Below are 20,375 nucleotides of genomic sequence, written 5' to 3' on the forward strand. Positions count from 1 at the left end.
ACTTAGCCACGAAATCCATCATTCCCGAGCTGCAAAGTCATGTGACTGATTTTGCAGCTTTTTTATTGAATTTCCGGCAAGTTTGGCCATTTCCTCCACGCCAGCCCAGCCACAAACTTATAAATAACAGGATAGTATTACCGGTAATTAATCCGTCACCCGTGAGCACCCCGTTCTGACCGGGATACCAGGAAGTCGCGCAGAAGGAAAATCCGATGAACCAACAGGGAACTCTGTCGCAGCAGGTAGAGGCTTATCACAACTGGAAAAAAGAGCTGATCCGCCAGATCGGCAGGTATCGGTTGTGGCTGCAGGACAACAATCTGTTCTCCGACGATGTCAGCACCCGCATACGCCACGGGCTGGAGCTGCTCATTGAGGATGAACTGACCATTGCGTTTGTCGGCGAATACTCCCGCGGTAAAACCGAACTGATCAACGCCCTGTTCTTCTCCGAGTATGGCCAGCGCATGCTGCCGTCCCAGGCGGGGCGCACGACCATGTGCCCCACCGAGCTGTTCTTCGATCGCAGCGCCAATGAAAACTACCTGCTCCTGCTCCCCATCGAGACCCGAAACGGCGACCTGTCCCTGCAGCAATTGCGCAAGCAGCCGGAACGCTGGGTTAAACATGAACTGGATGAGCGCGACCCGGAAATCATGCGGGAGGTGCTGGCCGAAGTTGCGCGAGTTAAGAGCGTACCGCCGGATGAGGCGCGGAAGCTCGGCTTCGACGAAGATATGCTGGAGCATGACCGCAACAACCCCGGTAACGTTCTGGTGCCAGCCTGGCGGAATGCCCAGATCAGCATTCGTCACCCCCTGTTCGAGCGCGGCCTGCGGATCCTCGATACGCCGGGCCTGAATGCCCTTGGCTCCGAGCCGGAACTGACCATCAGCATGCTGCCCCGCGCCCATGCGGTGATCTTCGTGCTGAGTGCCGACACCGGTGTGACCGCCAGCGACATGACCATCTGGAAAGAGCACATCGACACCCAGCACGCCGATCATCGCGCCGGCCGCTTTGCCGTGCTGAACAAGATCGACGTGCTCTGGGATGACCTCCAGGGCGAGCGCCACACCAACGAGGCGATTGAGCGGGTGCGCGGTTACACGGCCGACCACCTGGGCATGCGCCAGCACGATGTTATCCCGGTTTCTGCCAAGCAGGGGCTGGTCGCAAGGGTGAAGAAAGACAACGACCTGTTTGAGCGTTCCAATATCAATCAGCTTGAGCAGCTGATCATCCAGCGCATCCTCATGCACAAGGAACAGCTGATCACCCAGAGTCTGATCAACGACCTGCTGGGCATGCTCCAGAACAGCCAGGCAGCCATGCAGTACCGCCTCGAATCCCTGGAGGAAGAACTCCAGGCGTGCGCGGGCGTTACCATGGACAAGGCAGCGCTGGGCCGCCTCGCAGAACGCGCCCAGAAAGACTACGACTTTTACTACAAGAAGCTGATAACCCTGCGCTCCAGCCGTCGCCTCATGGACTCCCAGGGCGACCTGCTGAAGAAGCTGGTGAGCGAAGACCGCTTCGAAGCCCATGCGGAACATGTACGTACCAGTATGTCGAAGAGCTGGACCACTGCCGGGATGAACCGCGCCATGGATCAGTTTTTCGAACTGCTTGAAAGCGACTTGACCAACCTTCTGAGCGAAGGGCACCTGGCCGAAAAAATGGTGGGCGCGATTTACCGTCGCTATAACGAAGACAACCGGGCCCGTCACCTTGAGCCCATCCCGCTGCGGGCCGGGCGCCATGTCATTGCCATCCGCGAGTTGCGCAAGAAAGCGAGACGCTTCCGCATCAGTCCGAAGAATTTGCTCACCGAGCAGTCGGTTCTGGTTCGCCGTTTTTTCAATGTCATGGTGGGCGAAGCCCGCACCCTGCATGCCCGTGTACGCCAGGACGTTGAGCGCTGGCCATCGGAAGCCCTGCTACCGATCATGCAGTATTCCATGGAGCAGAAGCAGCTTCTGGAGCACCAGATCCGGCGCCTTCGCGATATGGTCCGCAACGACAAGGACAGCCGCACCGAGCGCCTGCGCCTGACCAACACCATTGCCGACCTGCGCAGGCAACTGGAACTGGCCGACGCGATGCAGCGCCAGATCCGCAAACCGGCCCCCACCCTGATCCAGCAAAAAGTGGTGAACATCTCCGGCGCCGTGTAGTGTCCCGTCTGGCTCATGCCTTAACCTACTGAGCTTCTGAAAAGCCGAAGGGCTAGGCGTACTGGTGAAGATTTGGTGGTTCCAAATCGAGACAGCAGAACGACGCCATTCGGCTTTTCAGATGCTCCCGAAGGGCTTGCCTCTGAGAACTCTGAATCTGCGTTGCCAGCCTTTGATGTGGAACCACCACATCTGCAGACTGGCGCCTAGCTCAGAATTCTCAGAGGCAAGCAGTAGATTAAGGCATGAGCCATACGGGACACTAAGCCCAGCAAGCGCGACCATTCAGGCGGTTGCAGCCATCACGCCCCGGCTTTAAACTGCTGGGCTGGCGATGGCTTTGTCATTGCTTTTCCAGACACTTACGGATCGAACCAGGAACCATTCGCGCCGATGCCTGATACCCTGCCTGCGGATTCTGTCGGGATTGTCTCCCCGCAGACCTATCATTTCGACGCTCCCATCGATCTGGCCTGCGGCCAGTCCCTGGAAAACTATGACCTGGTGGTGGAAACCTACGGCACCCTGAATGCCGACGCCAGCAATGCCGTTCTTATCTGCCATGCCTTGAGCGGCCACCACCACGCTGCCGGCTACCACTCTGCCGAGGATCGCAAACCCGGCTGGTGGGACAGCTGTATCGGCCCCGGGAAACCCATCGATACCGATCGTTTTTTCGTTGTCAGCCTGAACAATCTGGGCGGCTGCCACGGCAGCACCGGCCCCAACAGCATCAATCCCGAAACCGGAAAGTCCTTTGGCCCGGAGTTTCCGGTTATCACCGTCGGCGACTGGGTCAAGAGTCAGGCGCTGCTGGCAGATCGGCTCGGCATTCAATGCTGGGCCGCCGTTGTTGGCGGTTCCCTCGGCGGCATGCAGGCCCTGCAGTGGAGCCTGGACTACCCCGATCGCCTTCGGCATGCGGTGGTGATTGCGTCCACTCCGCGATTGACCGCCCAGAATATTGCCTTCAATGAAGTGGCACGCCAGGCAATAACCTCTGATCGGGAGTTTCACGACGGGCGCTATTACGACTTTAATACGGTTCCCAGGCGTGGTCTTATGCTGGCGCGGATGGTTGGCCATATCACGTACCTGTCTGATGCCTCCATGGGCGAGAAATTTGGCCGCGAACTCCGTGACCAGGCTTATAAGTTTGGTTATGACGCGGAGTTCCAGGTCGAAAGCTACCTCCGCTATCAGGGCGAGCGCTTTTCCGAATCGTTTGACGCCAACACCTACCTGCTGATGACCCGTGCCCTGGACTACTTTGATCCGGCCTACGAATTTGGCGGCGACCTCTCGAAAGCACTGGCAGCGGCCAGTTGCGAATACCTGGTGTTGTCATTCAGCACCGACTGGCGCTTCACGCCGGCCCGCTCGGAAGAAATGGTCAATGCCATGATTGGCGCGCGCAGGAAGGTCAGCTACGCCGAGGTGGACGCACCCTGGGGACACGACGCGTTTCTGATTCCGACCCCGCGTTACACTGACATCTTTAACGCCTATATGGACCGGGTAGCACGGGAGGTCGGCGCATGAGACCGGATCTCGAAATCATCCAGCAGTGGGTTCAGCCCGGCCACCATGTTCTGGACCTGGGCTGTGGCGATGGCACTCTTCTTGATTTCCTCCAGCGGGAACGGGGTGCCAGTGGCTTCGGCCTGGAGATAAACCCGGACCACATCACCGCCTGCATGGGCCGTGGAGTGGCGGTTATCGAACAGAACCTGGACACCCAGGGGCTGGGGAACTTTGAAGATGGCAGTTTCGATATTGTTCTGATGACCCAGGCGCTTCAGGCGGTCCGGCGTCCTGACAGGGTACTGGATGAAATGCTGCGGGTTGGCAGCGAAGGCATCGTGACCTTCCCCAACTTTGCCCATTGGCGATTGCGCTGGGGACTGACTTTGAGCGGTCGTATGCCCGAATCCGAGGCACTGCCGTATAAATGGTATAACACGCCCAACATAAGGTTGTGCACCTTCAAGGATTTTGAGGCACTGTGCCGTCAGAAAGGCATCAGGATCAAAAGCCGCCGGGTGGTTGACGGCCAGCACCAGAACAGCTGGCTGGCTCGTCTCTGGCCGAACTTGTTGGGCGAAATTGCCATTTACCGAATCACACGGGAGACCTAGCAATGATCGCAAAAACCTTTTCCACATTCCGTACGCTGCTGGCAATCACGCTGATTGGCCTGTTCAGCCTGCAGGCACAGGCCGGCTCCAAGGATTTCGGAGACTACAAGGTACTCTGGAGTGTCCTGCCCAGCACCTTCCTGGCTCCGGAAGTCGCCCAAGCCAATAATCTTCAGCGGAGCAAGGGCATAGGCATCGTCAATATCGCAATCATGGAAGAAAACGAGGATGGCTCAATGTCCCCGGTGAGCGGCCAGGTGGAAGGCAAGGTAACCAACGATGTCCAGCAGGTGCGCTTCCTGGCGTTCCGCCGCATCCAGGAGGGCGACTCAGTGTACTTTATTGCCGAGTATCAGTATTCCTCCGGCGAACTGATGACTTTCAACATTACCGCACGCCCTACCGGACACCAGCAGGACCTGGCGGTACGGTTTGCTCACACACTGTTCAGCGATTAAGCCTATATGACCAACCGACTTGTCATCGCCAGCAATAACAGAGGCAAAATCGCCGAGTTGACCGAACTGCTCTCGCCTTTAGGGATGACGCCGGTTGCCCAGGGCGATCTGGGCGTCGGTGAAGCCGAGGAGCCCGCGGTTACCTTTGTAGAAAACGCGATTCTCAAGGCGCGCCACGCTGCCCGGGAAACCGGGCTGCCAGCCCTCGCTGACGACAGTGGTCTGGCGGTGGACGCGCTTGAGGGCCGTCCGGGCGTGCGCTCTGCCCGCTTTGCCGGCGATGATGCAACCGATCAGGACAATGTGGACGCGCTGCTCGACGCCATGGCGGGCGTGCCGGACGGGCAACGGGGCGCCCAGTTTCACTGTGTGCTGGTATACCTGCGCCATCCCGAAGACCCGACCCCGATCATCTGCCATGGCCGCTGGCCGGGCTCGATCCTCAGATCCCCTCAGGGCGATGGCGGCTTCGGTTATGACCCGGTGTTCCTGGCACCAGAGCACGGCTGCAGTGCGGCGGAACTGTCTCGCGCCGAAAAGGGCAGCATCAGCCACCGCGGACGCGCCCTGAAGATTCTGCTGGATCAGTTGAAGGCCGAGGCCTGAAACAGTTGAGTAATACCAGCCCCGGGGACGATCAGCAGCCAGCGGCGGTTAGGCCGCCGTTGAGCCTCTATATTCACGTACCCTGGTGCGTGCGGAAGTGCCCCTACTGCGACTTCAACTCCCACGCTTTCACCGGGACAATCCCCGAATCCGCCTATCTGCAGGCTCTGCTCGAAGATCTCGACCAGGACCTGGCCTTTGCCACCGATCGACCAATAGAGACCGTGTTCATCGGAGGCGGCACTCCGTCCCTGATGAGCGGCGACTTCTACGATCGCCTGTTCCGGGAACTGCGGGCGCGTCTTACTTTCGCGACAGATGCCGAAATTACCCTGGAAGCCAATCCCGGCACACTCGAAGCCGGCCGCTTCGACGCTTTTCGGGCAGCGGGAATAAACCGTCTCTCCATCGGGGTCCAGAGTTTCAACTCCGACCATCTTAAAGCCCTGGGGCGTATTCACGACTCCGATGCCGCCCACCGGGCCATACGCGCCGCTCGCCGCGCCGGCTTCGATAACTTCAACATCGACCTGATGCACGGCCTGCCGGACCAGACACCCGGGCAGGCACTTGAGGACATACAGACTGCCCTGGACTACAAACCACCGCATCTCTCCTGGTACCAGTTGACCCTCGAGCCCAATACCGAGTTTTACAGCCGTCCGCCAGAACTGCCCGACGACGATCATCTCTGGGACATCTATCGCCGGGGTTCCGATTACCTGCATGAACAAGGCTACGAGGATTACGAAGTCTCGGCCTGGAGCCTCCAGGGAAGCGCCTCCCGTCACAATCTGAACTACTGGACATTCGGGGACTATCTGGCACTTGGGGCTGGGGCCCATGGCAAGATCAGCCTGGCCGACGGGAATATCAGGCGATACTGGAAGACCCGGCAGCCTGAAGCTTACCTGAACCGGATCGGCAGCCGAACGGCCGGTTCTGATGCGATCGCCGTGGACGATCTGCCGCTGGAATTCCTGATGAACGCCCTCAGACTGAAAGAAGGAGTGGATGAAAGCCTTTTTTCTGACCGAACGGGTTTACCCCTGACAACAGTTGGGGTAAAACTTGAACAACTGCGGAATGAAAAGCTGCTGGTAAGCGATCGACTCCAGGCAACCGACCTGGGCCAGAGATACCTTAACAGCCTGTTGGAGCGTTTTCTGTAATGGACCCTGCACACGGAGTGGCAGCATTTCCCAAAAGCCTGAAAGCCAGCCTGGTGGTGGCTGCCGTGCTGCTGTTCGCTTTGCTTATGGTCAACCAGCCTCTGCAGACGGCATCAGCACCCCAGGGTATCGTGAGCTATCAACTGGCCGGGACCGCCGATCAGGCCCACGCCATTTTTCGCAGCTGGGGAAGCGAAGGGGTTGCCTGGGCGAAGGTTTCACTGTGGCTGGACTTCCTGTTCATCCCTGCCTACATGCTGGCCCTGATTCATCTCACCAGGCATTTCACCCGCGACCGGCCTGGAGTCAGGGAGCGGATGGTTGCACGGTGGATACGTGCGCTGTTTGTTACTGCTGGCCTGAGCGATGGCGCAGAGAACTTTCTGCTCATGAACAACTTCAACCCACCCACCGATGAAATGAGCCTGTCCGCAACCCTATGCGCTCTTATCAAGTTCACCGCGCTCACGCTCGGCATCGCCGGGCTGGTCATCATCCGGGCGTCACGGCGCCACCCGCTCGCGCATCACTGACCCCCGATCAACACCTCTTAATTGGTGCGATAGAACAACAGGTCCCAGACACCGTGACCGAGGGTTTCGCCCCGCTTCTCAAACTTGGTGATTGGACGATCGTCAGGGCGCGGCGAATAGCCACCGGTCTCCTGGGTGTTGGCAAAGCCCTCGGACTCGCTCATCACCTCGAGCATATGCTCGGCATAATTCTCCCAGTCGGTCGCCAGGTGCAGAATGCCGCCTACCCTCAACTTGTGACGAACCCGCTGGACAAACTCGTGCTGGATCAGCCGGCGCTTGTGATGCTTTTTCTTGTGCCAGGGATCGGGGAAGAACACCATCACGCGATCCAGGCACGCATCCGGAAGGCAGAGGTCAATCACATCGTTGGCATCAATACTGTAAATCCGGACGTTTTCCAGGCCACGGTCCTCAATCTCCTTGAGCAACGCGCCAACACCGGGCTGATGAACTTCAACCCCGATAAAATCCTGTTCGGGAGCGGCCTCAGCCATCTCGGCCAGGGACCGGCCCATACCGAAACCGATTTCCAGGTTCAGCATGTTGTCGCGGCCGAACACTTCCCTGGGATCAATCATTCCGTCTTCACGGGTCAGCCCGTACTTGGGCCAGCTCCGCTCGAACGCCTTTTTCTGGCCTTCCGTCATCCGGCCCTGGCGCAAAACAAAGCTGCGCACACCGCGACGGGTGGTGACCGGCGAATCGGCGGCCTCTTTGGGATCTTGCGGTTCTTTCTGGTCTGTCATCTGCAATCCTTAACCGCAGGCAGCGGGTCATGTTTAACGGGATTTGCCACTAGTTTACCAGAGTGTCCCGGCTCAGGCGGAGACCACCGAGTTACGGCCCTGCTGTCGGTCCAGCTGCCGGTAGCCCAGCGCTTCAACCAGATGGCTTTGCCGCAGTTCCTCGCAGCCTTCCAGATCCGCCAGCGTGCGGGCCACCCGAAGGATGCGATGCAACGCCCGGGCTGAAAGCCCCAGCTTCTCCATGGCACCGGTAAGCAGTTGCTCACCCTGTGCGTCCAGTCGGCATGCAGCCTGTAATTCCCGACCAGACAGCGCGGCGTTCAGGCAACCCCGCTCTGACTGTCGGGCTCTGGCAGCCCGAACACGCTCCCGGACTGTGGCGCTGTCCTCGCCGTCCCCACCCTGGCGCATCAGCACGTCGCCGCCCTGTACCGGCACCTCAACGTGCAAATCAAACCTGTCGAGCAAAGGCCCGGAGATCTTCGACCGGTAGCGGGCAACCTGTTGCGGCGTACACTGACACTCGATGCCGGGATGACCGCTGTAACCGCAAGGGCACGGGTTCATCGCGCCAACAACCTGAAAGCGCGCGGGAAAATTGACCTGACGCGCCGCCCGGCTGATCGAGATCTCCCCGGTTTCCATCGGCTCCCGGAGCACTTCCAGCACCCGTCGTTCGAACTCCGGCAACTCGTCGAGAAACAGTACGCCCCGATGTGCCAGGGAGATTTCCCCCGGCCTCGGGCTGCTTCCGCCGCCCACCAGAGCAACCGCCGATGCAGTATGATGAGGCGATCTGAAAGGCGGCTGACGCCAGCCACCGGCCCGAACCGGCAGACCCGCCACCGAATGCACGCTCGCCACTTCCATGGCCGCCGCATCATCCAGCCCAGGCAGGATTCCGGGCAAGCGACTGGCAAGCATGCTCTTGCCGGTTCCCGGGGGACCGAAGAACAGAAGATTGTGCCCACCCGCTGCCGCCACCTCCAGCGTGCGTCGCGGGACCTGCTGGCCGCGGACATCCGACAGATCGGGCACCTCACGGGTGCCGCCCGGCGCTTCGTCCAGGGGAGACCTGGGCACCGGCACAAGACGGGCTCGACCACTCAGATGTTCGCACACGGTCAGCAGGTGGCCGGCGGCCAGAAGGTCACCCTGGCTTGCCAGTGCCGCTTCCTCGGAGTTGGCGTGGGGAACCAGTAAGGCCCGACCATCCTCTCGTGCGGCCAACACGGCCGGCAGAACACCTTTCAGAGGGCGCAGTGCACCATCAAGGGACAATTCGCCGACGAATTCGCAGTCGGAAAGGCTGTCGACCGGGATCTGACCAGACGCTGCCAGAATGCCCAGGGCGATGGGAAGATCGAACCGGCCACCCTCTTTTGGCAGATCAGCGGGGGCGAGATTGATGGTAATTCTTCGGGCGGGAAATTCGAAACCGGCGTTAAGAAGCGCGCTTCGGACGCGCTCCTTGCTCTCCCTTACACCGGTTTCCGGCAAGCCCACGATCGAGAGCGCGGGCAAGCCGCCCGAGAGATGAACTTCAACGGTAACGGCAGGCGCTGACACGCCAATGGCGGCGCGGGAATGAACAATAGCAAGCATGACAACCATCCATGGTAATAACCGGAACTGTTTGCCCGGCATCCTGCCGGACGTGTCCGGGATTTATTGTTTCTGCAGGGAATTTTCCAGTTCGGCCACCCGCTTCTCGAGCGCGTCCACCTTTTCACGGGTCTTCAGCAGGACTGCCTGCTGAGCGTCAAACTCCTCCCGGGTTACCAACTCCAGGCGAGACAGAACGGCCATCACGGTGGCCCGGGCCTGGGTTTCAAAATCTTCCCGTGCAGCGCGAGCCATGTCGGGAACAAACTGGCCAAACTGGCCCTGCAGCTGGGAAAAAATATCCTGTGGACCTTTCACACGTCACCTCACAAATTCCTGAAATATCCGGCTTCGACTAAAAGACAGGGCCGGTTGCCGGTTAGCGGGAGTGTATCACACCGCAGCCCCTGCCATACTGTAGGTGGTCGACCCTATGATAAGTGGCGAAGAGCCAGGGAGCCCGCTCCAAATTGGCTCACTGGCCGGCTACCCGCTCTATTTTGGTGCACAAGTTTGCGCCATTCTGGTACGCTGATATCGTAGCTTATTGTTTTTGAACTATTTTTTTGCGTTGGCATACACGATGCTAAAGCTCTCGTAGGCAATCCGCACAATTGGTGTGCGAGGTGGCAGCATCCCGAGCTCAACAACCGGCCGACGGGCCCTCACTGTTGAGACGGCTTTACCAAGGAGAAAGCAATGAAACTTGTGACAGCGATCATCAAGCCTTTCAAATTGGATGATGTCCGTGAGGCACTATCCGAGATTGGCGTACAAGGCGTAACCGTCACTGAAGTCAAAGGCTTCGGGCGGCAAAAAGGCCACACAGAACTCTATCGTGGCGCGGAATACGTGGTGGATTTCCTGCCCAAGGTGAAGGTGGAAGTTGCTATCGGCGACAACCTTCTGGACCAGGTTATCGAGTCCATCACCAAGGCGGCCAACACCGGCAAGATCGGTGACGGCAAGATCTTCGTGACTGAACTGGCTCAAGCCATCCGGATCCGGACTGGCGAAACCGGCGAAGAAGCGGTCTGAACCAGCTCTGATTTTTCGATCAGCCAACGCAAAAAAATTTATAACCTGAAAAGCCTCGTGCGGAGGGCTTCATATGGAAAGCAATCTTAATCACATCTTTGAACTCCAGTATGCGCTGGATACCTTTTACTTCCTGATTTGCGGTGCCCTGGTCATGTGGATGGCCGCTGGCTTTGCCATGCTGGAAGCCGGCCTGGTGCGTGCCAAGAACACCACCGAAATCCTGACCAAGAACGTGGCCCTGTTTGCGGTCGCCTGTACCATGTACCTGATTGTCGGCTACGACATCATGTACGACGGCGGTATCTTCCTGAGCGGTGTAACAACTGTTGCCGAGATGGACGACGCAGCGATTGCCGGCGTTATTGCAGCCTCCACTGAAGCCGGCTTCGGCGACATGGGCGAATACAGCGGCGCTTCTGACTTCTTCTTCCAGGTTGTCTTCGTTGCAACCGCCATGTCCATCGTTTCCGGTGCCGTGGCTGAGCGTATGAAGCTCTGGGCCTTCCTCGGCTTTGCCGTTGTTATGTGTGGCTTCATCTACCCGATGCAGGGTTCCTGGACCTGGAACGGCGACGCGGTATTCGGCATGTACGAGCTGAGCTACAGCGACTACGCCGGTTCCGGTATCGTCCACATGGCCGGCGCAGCAGCAGCCCTGGCAGGCGTTCTTCTGCTCGGTGCCCGTAAGGGTAAATACGGCGCCAAAGGTGAAATCCGCGCGTTCCCGGGCGCCAACCTGCCCCTGGCAACGCTTGGTACCTTCATCCTGTGGATGGGCTGGTTCGGCTTCAACGGTGGTTCAACCCTGAAACTGGGTGGTATCGGTGTCGCCAACGAAGTGGCCAACGTCTTCCTGAACACCAACGCGGCTGCAGCCGGCGGCTTGATCGCTGCCCTGATCGTGGCACGCCTGATGTTCGGCAAAGCGGACCTGACCATGGCCCTGAACGGCGCTCTGGCTGGCCTGGTTGCGATCACTGCAGAACCGGCGAATCCGTCTCCCCTGCTGGCCACCATCATCGGCGCCATTGGTGGCACCCTGGTTGTGTTCTCCATCGTAACCATGGACAAGCTACGCATTGACGACCCGGTCGGTGCCATCTCTGTTCACGGTGTGGTCGGCATCTGGGGTATCTTTGCGGTCCTCCTGTCCAACTCAGACGCTACCTTCATGGGCCAGCTGGTCGGCATGCTCACCATCTTCATCTGGGTATTCGTCACCAGTCTGATCGTCTGGGGCATCCTGAAAGCCGTCATGGGCATCAGGGTCTCGGAAGAAGAAGAGTACGAAGGTGTGGATCTGTCCGAGTGTGGTATGGAAGCCTATCCGGAGTTTGTCAGCCAGAAGTAATGATCGCCGGCTGGCATGATCAAAAAGGGCGCCCCTCGGGGCGCCCTTTTTTATGGCATGATCTTGAACTGAACAAAGCCTCAGCCTTCCCCAGGGAGCACCTGATCTTCCAGCGCATCCAACATGAACTGGGGCATGGCCAACGCACCCCGATGCACGCCGGCATTGTAATAGCGGGTAACGAAGGGTCGGCTGTTGGCGTCTTCCTCCCGGAAGTACTTGATCGGATTTTCCTTGCTGGCCATGGTGCAACTCCACCAGCCCGTCGGGTAAACCGGCTGAGGAAATGGCAACGTCTGCACGTGCTCGAACCCCGCCTTTCGCATATCCTCGTGAATTCCCTTGATGATACTGTCAGTGTGCAGCAGCGGCGACTCACTCTGTTGGACAATAATGCCACCCTCACGCAGGGCCAGCATGGCATCCCGATAGAAATCCAGGGCAAACAGGCCTTCAGCCGGACCGACCGGATCGGTGCTGTCGATGATGATAAGGTCAACACTGTTCGGCTCAATGTCTCGCATCCACTGAATGCCATCCCCAAAGAAGAAGTTGGCGCGCGGGTCGCTGTTCGCTTCGCAAAGTTCCGGGAAGTACTTTTCCGACATGCGGGTAACACGCTCGTCGATTTCCACCTGCCAAGCTTCTTCAACGCCCGGGTGTTTGAGCACCTCTTTCAGAGTGCCGCAGTCACCACCGCCAACAATCACCACTTTTTTGGGATCCCTGTGAGTAAACAGAGCCGGATGGGTCATCATTTCGTGGTAAAGAAAGTTATCGCGGGTGGTCAGCATCACGCAGCCATCCAGCACCATCAGGTTGCCGAAGGTCTCGGTCTCGTAGATTTCCAGTTTCTGGAACGGTGTCTGCTCCTCGTGGAGCTTCTTTTTCACCTGCAGGGAGAACGCCGTTCCCTGATCCTGGAATACCTCGGTAAACCAGTCGTCATTGAGTGCTGTCATGTCTTGCCTCCCGCTGTGGGCCATGGGCTGAATTGAAAGGGCGTATTGTAGGGATGCCCCACCGTGAGCTAAAGCGATAATCGCGGTGAAACGCCATGTATTTTCCGCAGCCGATGCTTTTAGCCGGGGATGGGAATCCATACAATGGCGGCCAGTGTTTCCTGACAGGATAGCAAGCATGAGCGAAGCCAGCGCCACCCCGGCCCACAAGGTCTACAACATTGCCCACTGGAGCGATGGCTACATCGGTGTCAATGATCAGGGCCAGGTGCTCATCCGCCCGGATCGTGGCCACAGCCCGGCCCGCATCAATCTGCCCGAACTGACCCGGACGCTGACCGAGTCCGGGGTCCAGCTGCCGGTACTTGTGCGCTTCGTTGACATCCTGCACGACCGCGTTAACAAACTCTGCAATGCCTTCAACAAGGTTGCAGAGGAGCACGCCTACCAGGGTGGCTACACCGCGGTTTACCCCATCAAGGTCAACCAGCAGCGCCGCGTGGTCGAAGAGCTGCTGGCTGCCGAGCCCGCCGCCGCCAACGGCCAGATCGGGCTTGAAGCGGGCAGCAAGCCGGAGCTGATGGCGGTGCTGGCAATGTCGCAGCAACCCGGATCGGTTATTGTGTGCAATGGTTACAAGGATCGGGAGTACATCCGTCTGGCCCTGATTGGGCAGACTCTCGGCCACCGGGTGTTCATCGTGGTCGAGAAGAAATCAGAACTGCCACTCATCCTGGAAGAGGCAAAAAGCCTGGGCGTTTCACCGCTGATCGGAGTTCGGGCCCGGCTGGCCACCATCGGCAAAGGCAACTGGCAGAACACAGGCGGTGAAAAGTCGAAATTCGGACTATCTGCCAGCCAGGTCCTGGATGTCGTAGACACCCTGCGCGAGGCGGGAGCCCTGGACACCCTGCAACTGTTGCACTTCCATCTTGGCTCCCAGATTGCCAACATCCGTGACATCCAGACCGGTCTCCGGGAATGTGCACGCTTCTATAGCGAGTTGCGCCAGATGGGGGCCCCAATTGGCACGGTAGACATCGGCGGGGGCCTGGGCGTAGATTACGAGGGCACTCGCTCACGCAGTAGCTGCTCCATGAACTACAGCGTTTACGAGTATGCCTACAATGTCGTGCATGTTTTGCAGGCAGAGTGTGATCGCCACGGTACGCCTCACCCGGATCTGATCAGCGAATCCGGCAGAGCCCTGACCGCGCATCACTCCGTGCTTGTAACCAACGTGATCGACCACGAAGCACCGGAAAACCGGACACCGCAACAACCGGGGGCGACTGCCTCTGCGCCGCTGCACGATCTCTGGCGCGACCTTGAAAGCCTGCAGGACACAAACACCCCCCGCTCACTGGCTGAGATCTACCATGACGTGCTCCACGCCATGGCCGATGTTCACGCCCAGTTCGCCCACGGCGTACTGTCGCTCCAGGAGCGGGCGGATGCTGAAACCCTGTACACCCGCTGCTGTCGACTGCTCCGGGATCAGCTGGACAGCAGCAACCGGGCTCACCGGGAAATTATCGACGAACTCAATGAGAAACTGGCGGAAAAACTCTTCGTTAATTTTTCCCTGTTCCAGTCATTGCCCGATGTCTGGGGCATTGATCAGATCTTCCCGGTCATGCCGATCAACGGCCTGGATCGCCCCCTGAACCGGCGGGCAGTTATCCAGGACATTACCTGCGATTCGGACGGGCGTATCGACCGCTACGTCGATGGCCAGGGCACCGAAACCACCCTGCCCCTGCCCGAAGAACGGTCGGGCGAGCCTTTGCTGATGGGCTTTTTCATGACCGGCGCGTATCAGGAAATTCTGGGCGATATGCACAACCTGTTCGGCGACACCCATTCCGTGGATGTCCGCCTAACGCCGGAAGGCGGTTACGAGATCAGCGCCCCCATCACCGGGGACACCGTCGCCAAGGTGTTGCGCTATGTGAACTTTGAACCCGAGGCCCTGATGGAGGCCTACAGGGGCAAGTTTGCCGCCTCCGCCCTTGCAGCGGAAACGCAGGCCGAGCTAATGGCAGAGCTGGCCGCCGGCCTGGATGGTTATACCTACCTCGAGGAATAGCTCACGTCAGAGTGTCTGATGCTCCCGACGCCAGGCACTGGGAGAAACGCCTTCCCACTTGCGGAAGGCACGGCCAAAGTTGGAGGGGTCACTGTAGCCCAGAGCGTCGGCTATCTCATCAATGCTCAGCTCATTGCGACGCAGCAGTTCAAGGGCTCGGCGGTGGCGAATGGAATCCTGCAGTTGCTGGAATCGCACCCCTTCGGATGCCAACTGCCTGCGCAGCGTCCTGGTGGACATTTTCAGGTGTTCCGCCACATCCTCCAGGGCCGGTAACCGCTGGCTTCGCCCCGTCTCGAGCAGGCGCACCACCCGGTCCGAAACCGACGTGGAACCCTCGATGAATCGCATTTCCTCCTGACACTGGGCTTCGGCAATCCGACGGGTCACCGGATTCGACAGTGACATGGGGGAGTCGAGAAAAACCCGTTTGAACCGCAGCTGGTTCACGCCACTGCCAAACGCAATCTGCCTTCCAAACAGCTGTCGATAGGCCGAGAGGTCGTCAGGCTCAGGAAAATCCAGCAGGCATCGCCCGCCATCCAGGAGTCGATGGCCAAAAAGCAGGAGATTCACATCCATCAGTGACGCCATCACCACATCAACATTGAACCGGTACAGGTCCTCAATGCTGTGGGCCAAGTCCAGCTGGATCACGGCCTCATGTTCCTCCACGAAGAACGAAAGGCTCATGTAGACAAAGCGGATCTGGAAATATTTGATCAGTACCGTAAGCGCCTGCTCAAGGGTATCGCAACTAATGGCTGCCTGAGCCAGCGAGCCGTGGGTCGTAAACTTCAGCCGCTTTCCGAACTCAAGCCCGAGGGCTGGATCACCACTCTGGACAAGCGTTTCGCGACACAGGGCACTGAACTGCTCGACAGTAATGAAATTGTCCGGATGACCAAGCATGGATGGGCGAATACCGGAAGCCGACAATAGCCGGGTCCGCTGCAGGCCACGGTCCTCCGCCAACTGGCAGAGGATGTCCGCATAGTGCGCCCGGATAACGGGCAGGTTTCCGGTAAAGCCGGGAGCATTCATGGAAGTGTTTGTCGTCCGGAGTCGATTTATTGCTCAGACTAGACCGCTCTGCCGATTCCGGCAATCACCTGCGAGACGATCAAAAACCGTCCCTGATGCCAGCTTGCTGTGTTTTTTTTCACACAGGCTGATCCACCTGATTCACCGATCCGTAAATCTAGACACTGACAAACCCGGGACGAGTGCATAGAATGATGACCAGAACAAGCTCAAATCATGCGACTGTCAAGGAGCGTCCGGTGACCACACTGGATCAAAAGCCAGCAAGTTCCGAGGGCCGCAAGGACCAATGGAGCCAAATGCTGCAGAAAGTGGGCAAGAACCAGGATCGGGAAGCGTATCACGCACTGTTCGAGCATTTTGGCCCGCAAATCAAGTACTACGCCATGGCAAATGGTCTGGCGAGTCACGCGGAAGAGCTCGTGCAGGAAGTTTTCGTGTCGATCTGGAGGCGCTCATGCCTCTACGACTGGCGCAAGGCAGCCGCATCAACCTGGATTTTCACCATTGCCCGTAACCAACGGATCGATATGTTGAGGAAGATGCAGCGTACCAGTGCTGAGATGCCGGTCGAGACAGAAGACCTTTGGCAGATTCCGGGTGAAAACGAAAACGAGCCGGTCACCTCTTTGCACCGTCTCATGTCCGAACGGCGAATCAGGGAATCCCTGAGTCATTTGCCGGAAGAACAGATTACGGTCATAGCCAAGGTGTACATGGAAAACAAGTCGCACCAGATGGTTGCGGACGAGTTGGACATTCCTCTTGGCACCGTGAAAAGCCGGGTCCGCCTGGCATTGAATAAACTGAAAGTGATTTTGCAGGACCAGAACGTATGACACGGCACCATCCCGACAGCCTGAGCCTGATGGAGTACAGCGCAGGTAACCTGAGCGAGCCCCATGCTCTGTGCATCAAGCTCCACCTGGACAAGTGTTCCCACTGCCGCAGCCGTGTGGACACGCTTGATAGTCTTGGGGCTGTGATGATGGAGCAGCAGCCAAAGGTGACTGTCTCTGAGAGTATGTTCGACAGCATTCTTTCGAAGATCGATAGCGAGCCTGCATCTGAATCTGCAGCACCGGTTTTCCTGAGGGTCAGCGCCCTGCAGAAGCTTCTGGGTGAAGATCTCAACAGCTTGCCCTGGAAGCGTCAGCTGGGCGATGTGAGCGTGCTGGACATCACTGACCGGTTTCCTGGCCAGAAAGAACAGGTTGTGCTCCAGAAACTCGCTGCCGGCGGCAAAGCGCCTGCCCATACGCATCGCGGGGAGGAAACGACCATCGTTCTTCAGGGTGCGTTTGCAGACCAAAAAGGGGTGTTTAACCAGTGGGATTTCGTGGTCCTGAACGATGAGGACGAACACAAGCCCGTGGCGGTTGGCTGCGAGGACTGCATAACACTCTCCGTGTTGAGTGCTCCGGTGAAGCTTACGGGCACCTTTACTCGGATGCTCAATCCCTTTATTCGGTAACCCTCCACCGAATGGCGGACAAGAAAAAGGGGCGATGGAAATCGCCCCTTTTTTGTATTCGATACCAAGGTTGCTCGAACTACCAGGGCAGTTCTGTACCATCCCAGTTCAGAAACTTTCCGTTATCGTCCTCCCCCAGTCCATCGAGCACCTGCAGAAGGTTGGTAGCCGTCTCCTCTGGAGTATGCACGTTAAGCTTGGCGAGAGATTGGCTGAACGGTTCGCTCAACGCCGATTCGGTCGTGCCAGGATGCAGGGATACGCAGGCAACCGGTTTGCACCGGCGCGGCAACTCAATGGACAGGTTGCGAACGAGCATGTTCAGTGCCGCTTTTGAACTGCGATAGGCATACCAGCCGCCAAACCCGTTGTCCGTTATCGAGCCAACCTTGGCGGAAATAGCCACCACCCGCTTGAATTCCCGATGTCGCAGCCATGGCAATAGCGCCTGGGTCAGCAATCCGAAACCGGTTGCGTTGACAGCAAAGGCACGCGCCATACTCTGCGGATCGAGGTCTTCCAGGCGCTTCTCCGGGAACATATCCGGCCCGTGAAGCAACCCCGCGGCATAAATAACGCTATCAATCCCCTCCTCCCTGTTTAGCAGCGATTCCAGTGCCTCGGCAATCGCACCGGGCGCGGCACTGCTTTCGGCATCCCAGGGCAGCAGAGTGATGCGCTGATGGCCGCGCAAAGCGTCCGGCGCATTCTTCGGATCACGGCACAACCCGACCACCCTGGTTTGAGAATCACGCTCAAGCAACCGGCTTGCCAAAGCGCCACCGATTGCGCCGGAAACCCCGGCTATCACGACTTGTTTCATTTGATACCTCCTTGGTTCAGGAGGACATACGAAATTTCTATCGTCCAGACTGCCAAAACGGTGAACCAGCACATTAAAACGGGCGTATGAAACCAGTGTTCAAATGATCTTTGGGTCGCTGCCGAATGCTGCAGCGCTCCCGTTAAAACGGCGCACCTAGGAGAGTATCCATGCAATACCAGGCTCCGGCGAATGACCTTCGCTTTCTGTTGTTTGATGTATTGGGCGCAGACCGGCTGCATGAGCTGGAAAAATACGCCGATGCCACCCCGGATCTGATTTCCGCGGTCATCGATGAGGCCGGCAAACTGGCTGCCGAGGTTATCCAGCCCACCAACCAGGCCGGCGACCGCGAGGGCTGCACCTACGATCCTGAAACCCACTCTGTGAAAACACCCGAGTGTTTCAAGGACGCCTACAAGAAGTTTGTCGAGGGCGGCTGGACCGCGCTGGACGCGCCACTCGAATACGGCGGACAGGGTTTGCCACACACCCTGAAGTTTGTGGTGGATGAAATGGTCTGCTCCACCAACCTGTCTCTGGGCATGTACCCGGGTCTGACCCACGGCGCGATCAGTGCCCTGCATGCCCACGGCTCCGAGGAACTGAAAAAGACGTACCTGGAGAAGCTGATCTCCGGCGAATGGACGGGCACCATGTGTCTCACAGAACCCCAGTGCGGCACCGACCTGGGCCTGATTCGCACCCGCGCAACCCCGAACGATGACGGCAGCTACGCGCTTGAGGGCACCAAGATCTGGATTACCGGGGGCGAGCACGACCTCGTGGACAACATCGTACATCTGGTTCTGGCAAAACTGCCCGGAGCTCCGGATACCACCAAGGGCATTTCGCTGTTTGTGGTACCCAAGTTCCTGCCGGAATCCGGGGAGCGAAACCCGGCCTTCTGTGGCGGCCTTGAGCACAAAATGGGCATCAAGGGTTCTGCCACCTGCGTCATGAACTTCGAGGGCGCCAAGGGCTGGCTAGTCGGCGAGCCGAACGATGGTATGCGTGCCATGTTCACCATGATGAACGAGGCGCGCCTGATGGTTGGTATGCAGGGCCTGGGCCTGGCGGAAATGGCCTACCAGGAAAGCCTCGGCTTTGCCCGTGAGCGCCTGCAGAGCCGTTCGCTGAGCGGCCCGAAGAATCCCGATGGTCCCGCTGACCCGATCATCGTGCATCCGGATGTACGCCGTATGCTGATGCGCCAGAAAGTTCTGAACGAGGGCATGCGTGCTTTGGCCCTGTTTGCTGGCCACCAACTGGATCTCTCTGTCGCCCATCCAGACGAGACCGTCCGGGAATCCGCGGACGATCTGGTTCAACTGCTTACCCCGGTGGTGAAGTCGTTCCTGACAGACGAAGGCTTCAACAACGCCAACACCGGGCTGCAGGTACTGGGTGGCTCGGGCTTCACCACCGACTGGCCGCTGGAGCAGCTGGTGCGTGACGGCCGGATCGCCAGGATCTACGAGGGCACCAACGGTATTCAGGCCATGGACCTTGTGGGCCGCAAGCTGGGTCTGAAAGGCGGTCAGCTGGTGCGTACCCTCTTTGGCACCCTGAGCGGATATCTGAAGGACAACCCGGAAGCGCCGCACCGTGAAGAGCTGAAAAACGCCATGAAGGCGCTTGAGACAGCCACCATGTGGCTGGCCAGCAACGCACCGAAAGATCCGGAGCAGGCGGGCGCCGCCGCGACACCGTATCTGCGTTTGATGGCGCTGACGGTCATCGGTTACCTCTGGTCCCGGATGGCCAACGTTGCCAACGAGCAGCTTGCCGCCGGCGAAGGCAACAAGCCCCTGCTCGAGAGCAAGGTTGTCTCTGCCCGCTTCTACTTTGAAAAGCTGCTTCCGGAAGTCGACTGGCTGCTGGGCGACATCCAGAGTGGCAAGGACAGCCTGATGGCGTTCTCGGACGACCACTGGGCCGCGTGATCCGCTATCCGGCCAGGGCTCCCACGGCCTGGCCGGAAATGACCGATCAATGACAGCTTGTGACCTTCAGGTGAATGCACTGGCCATTGATAATGATCACGTTGATTAGTGTCTCTGAACTAGTCCCGCCCAGCTCCCCGTCGAACTGGGCACTTTGAAAGCCACGCCTTGCGTGGCTTTTTTTATGGTCCTTTTTTGTCTGTG

General features: G+C 58.6%; 19 protein-coding genes. 13 read left to right on the forward strand and 6 right to left on the reverse strand.

What is annotated here, in order from left to right:
* Positions 1 to 215: 215 nt before the first annotated feature.
* The 7 genes from CFB02_RS12450 (at position 216) to CFB02_RS12480 (ending at position 7,087) form a co-directional block, all read left to right on the forward strand.
* Positions 216 to 2,180 (forward strand): dynamin family protein, encoded by a 1,965-nt coding sequence (locus CFB02_RS12450; RefSeq protein ID WP_088558224.1) that lies wholly within the window; start codon positions 216 to 218, stop codon positions 2,178 to 2,180.
* Between the two features lie 393 nt (positions 2,181 to 2,573).
* Positions 2,574 to 3,722: a homoserine O-succinyltransferase MetX gene (gene metX, locus CFB02_RS12455; RefSeq protein WP_088558225.1), complete on the forward strand. Its 1,149-nt coding sequence runs from the start codon at positions 2,574 to 2,576 to the stop codon at positions 3,720 to 3,722.
* Positions 3,719 to 4,318 (forward strand): methionine biosynthesis protein MetW, encoded by a 600-nt coding sequence (gene metW, locus CFB02_RS12460; protein WP_008174176.1) that lies wholly within the window; start codon positions 3,719 to 3,721, stop codon positions 4,316 to 4,318. Before metX ends, metW begins: the two co-directional genes overlap by 4 nt.
* Before the next feature lie 2 nt (positions 4,319 to 4,320).
* Complete coding sequence (locus CFB02_RS12465; protein ID WP_088558226.1) at positions 4,321 to 4,776, forward strand: DUF4426 domain-containing protein; 456 nt, start codon at positions 4,321 to 4,323, stop codon at positions 4,774 to 4,776.
* A gap of 6 nt (positions 4,777 to 4,782) precedes the next feature.
* Entirely contained in the window at positions 4,783 to 5,382 is a 600-nt protein-coding gene (gene rdgB / locus CFB02_RS12470; RefSeq protein WP_088558227.1) for an RdgB/HAM1 family non-canonical purine NTP pyrophosphatase, read from the forward strand.
* Between the two features lie 5 nt (positions 5,383 to 5,387).
* On the forward strand, positions 5,388 to 6,554 hold the full coding sequence (gene hemW, locus CFB02_RS12475; RefSeq protein ID WP_088558228.1) for a radical SAM family heme chaperone HemW: 1,167 nt from the start codon (positions 5,388 to 5,390) through the stop codon (positions 6,552 to 6,554).
* Positions 6,554 to 7,087 (forward strand): hypothetical protein, encoded by a 534-nt coding sequence (locus CFB02_RS12480; RefSeq protein ID WP_088558229.1) that lies wholly within the window; start codon positions 6,554 to 6,556, stop codon positions 7,085 to 7,087. Before hemW ends, CFB02_RS12480 begins: the two co-directional genes overlap by 1 nt.
* A 17-nt stretch (positions 7,088 to 7,104) precedes the next feature.
* Here the strand turns inward: CFB02_RS12480 and trmB are convergent, their stop codons facing one another.
* The 3 genes from trmB to CFB02_RS12495 form a co-directional block, all read right to left on the reverse strand.
* Positions 7,105 to 7,836 (reverse strand): tRNA (guanosine(46)-N7)-methyltransferase TrmB, encoded by a 732-nt coding sequence (gene trmB, locus CFB02_RS12485; RefSeq protein WP_088558230.1) that lies wholly within the window; start codon positions 7,834 to 7,836, stop codon positions 7,105 to 7,107.
* 72 nt (positions 7,837 to 7,908) lie between these two features.
* Entirely contained in the window at positions 7,909 to 9,441 is a 1,533-nt protein-coding gene (locus CFB02_RS12490; RefSeq protein WP_088559245.1) for a YifB family Mg chelatase-like AAA ATPase, read from the reverse strand.
* A 63-nt stretch (positions 9,442 to 9,504) separates the two neighbouring features.
* Positions 9,505 to 9,759: an accessory factor UbiK family protein gene (locus CFB02_RS12495; RefSeq protein ID WP_014575880.1), complete on the reverse strand. Its 255-nt coding sequence runs from the start codon at positions 9,757 to 9,759 to the stop codon at positions 9,505 to 9,507.
* A 381-nt stretch (positions 9,760 to 10,140) separates the two neighbouring features.
* On the opposite strand from CFB02_RS12495, the gene glnK reads away from it, so the two are divergent.
* Complete coding sequence (gene glnK / locus CFB02_RS12500) at positions 10,141 to 10,479, forward strand: P-II family nitrogen regulator (RefSeq protein ID WP_008173268.1); 339 nt, start codon at positions 10,141 to 10,143, stop codon at positions 10,477 to 10,479.
* A 73-nt stretch (positions 10,480 to 10,552) separates the two neighbouring features.
* Entirely contained in the window at positions 10,553 to 11,833 is a 1,281-nt protein-coding gene (locus CFB02_RS12505) for an ammonium transporter (protein ID WP_088558231.1), read from the forward strand.
* An 80-nt stretch (positions 11,834 to 11,913) separates the two neighbouring features.
* Here the strand turns inward: CFB02_RS12505 and speE are convergent, their stop codons facing one another.
* The gene (gene speE, locus CFB02_RS12510) at positions 11,914 to 12,795 is read right to left on the reverse strand and encodes a polyamine aminopropyltransferase (protein ID WP_088558232.1); all 882 of its coding nucleotides are present in this window, start codon (positions 12,793 to 12,795) and stop codon (positions 11,914 to 11,916) included.
* 178 nt (positions 12,796 to 12,973) lie between these two features.
* On the opposite strand from speE, the gene speA reads away from it, so the two are divergent.
* Positions 12,974 to 14,884 carry a biosynthetic arginine decarboxylase gene (speA, locus tag CFB02_RS12515; RefSeq protein WP_088558233.1) on the forward strand — a complete coding sequence of 637 codons (1,911 nt, stop codon included), beginning with the start codon at positions 12,974 to 12,976 and terminating at the stop codon, positions 14,882 to 14,884.
* A 6-nt stretch (positions 14,885 to 14,890) separates the two neighbouring features.
* Here the strand turns inward: speA and CFB02_RS12520 are convergent, their stop codons facing one another.
* Positions 14,891 to 15,928 (reverse strand): AraC family transcriptional regulator, encoded by a 1,038-nt coding sequence (locus CFB02_RS12520; protein WP_088558234.1) that lies wholly within the window; start codon positions 15,926 to 15,928, stop codon positions 14,891 to 14,893.
* 239 nt (positions 15,929 to 16,167) lie between these two features.
* On the opposite strand from CFB02_RS12520, the gene CFB02_RS12525 reads away from it, so the two are divergent.
* Together CFB02_RS12525 and CFB02_RS12530 are read left to right on the forward strand one after the other, a co-directional pair.
* A complete protein-coding gene (locus CFB02_RS12525; protein WP_039881993.1) occupies positions 16,168 to 16,767 on the forward strand; it encodes a sigma-70 family RNA polymerase sigma factor in 600 nt (199 codons plus the stop codon).
* Positions 16,764 to 17,402 (forward strand): ChrR family anti-sigma-E factor, encoded by a 639-nt coding sequence (locus CFB02_RS12530; protein ID WP_088558235.1) that lies wholly within the window; start codon positions 16,764 to 16,766, stop codon positions 17,400 to 17,402. Before CFB02_RS12525 ends, CFB02_RS12530 begins: the two co-directional genes overlap by 4 nt.
* Positions 17,403 to 17,481: 79 nt before the next feature.
* On the opposite strand, the gene CFB02_RS12535 is transcribed toward CFB02_RS12530, so the two are convergent.
* Positions 17,482 to 18,225, reverse strand: a complete 744-nt coding sequence (locus CFB02_RS12535; RefSeq protein WP_088558236.1) for an SDR family oxidoreductase — start codon at positions 18,223 to 18,225, stop codon at positions 17,482 to 17,484.
* Between the two features lie 170 nt (positions 18,226 to 18,395).
* Here CFB02_RS12535 and CFB02_RS12540 point away from each other — a divergent pair, with 170 nt between their 5' ends.
* A complete protein-coding gene (locus tag CFB02_RS12540) occupies positions 18,396 to 20,171 on the forward strand; it encodes an acyl-CoA dehydrogenase C-terminal domain-containing protein (RefSeq protein WP_088558237.1) in 1,776 nt (591 codons plus the stop codon).
* Positions 20,172 to 20,375 lie beyond the last annotated feature (204 nt).

The sequence above is a fragment of the Marinobacter sp. es.042 genome (assembly GCF_900188315.1).
Lineage (GTDB): Bacteria > Pseudomonadota > Gammaproteobacteria > Pseudomonadales > Oleiphilaceae > Marinobacter.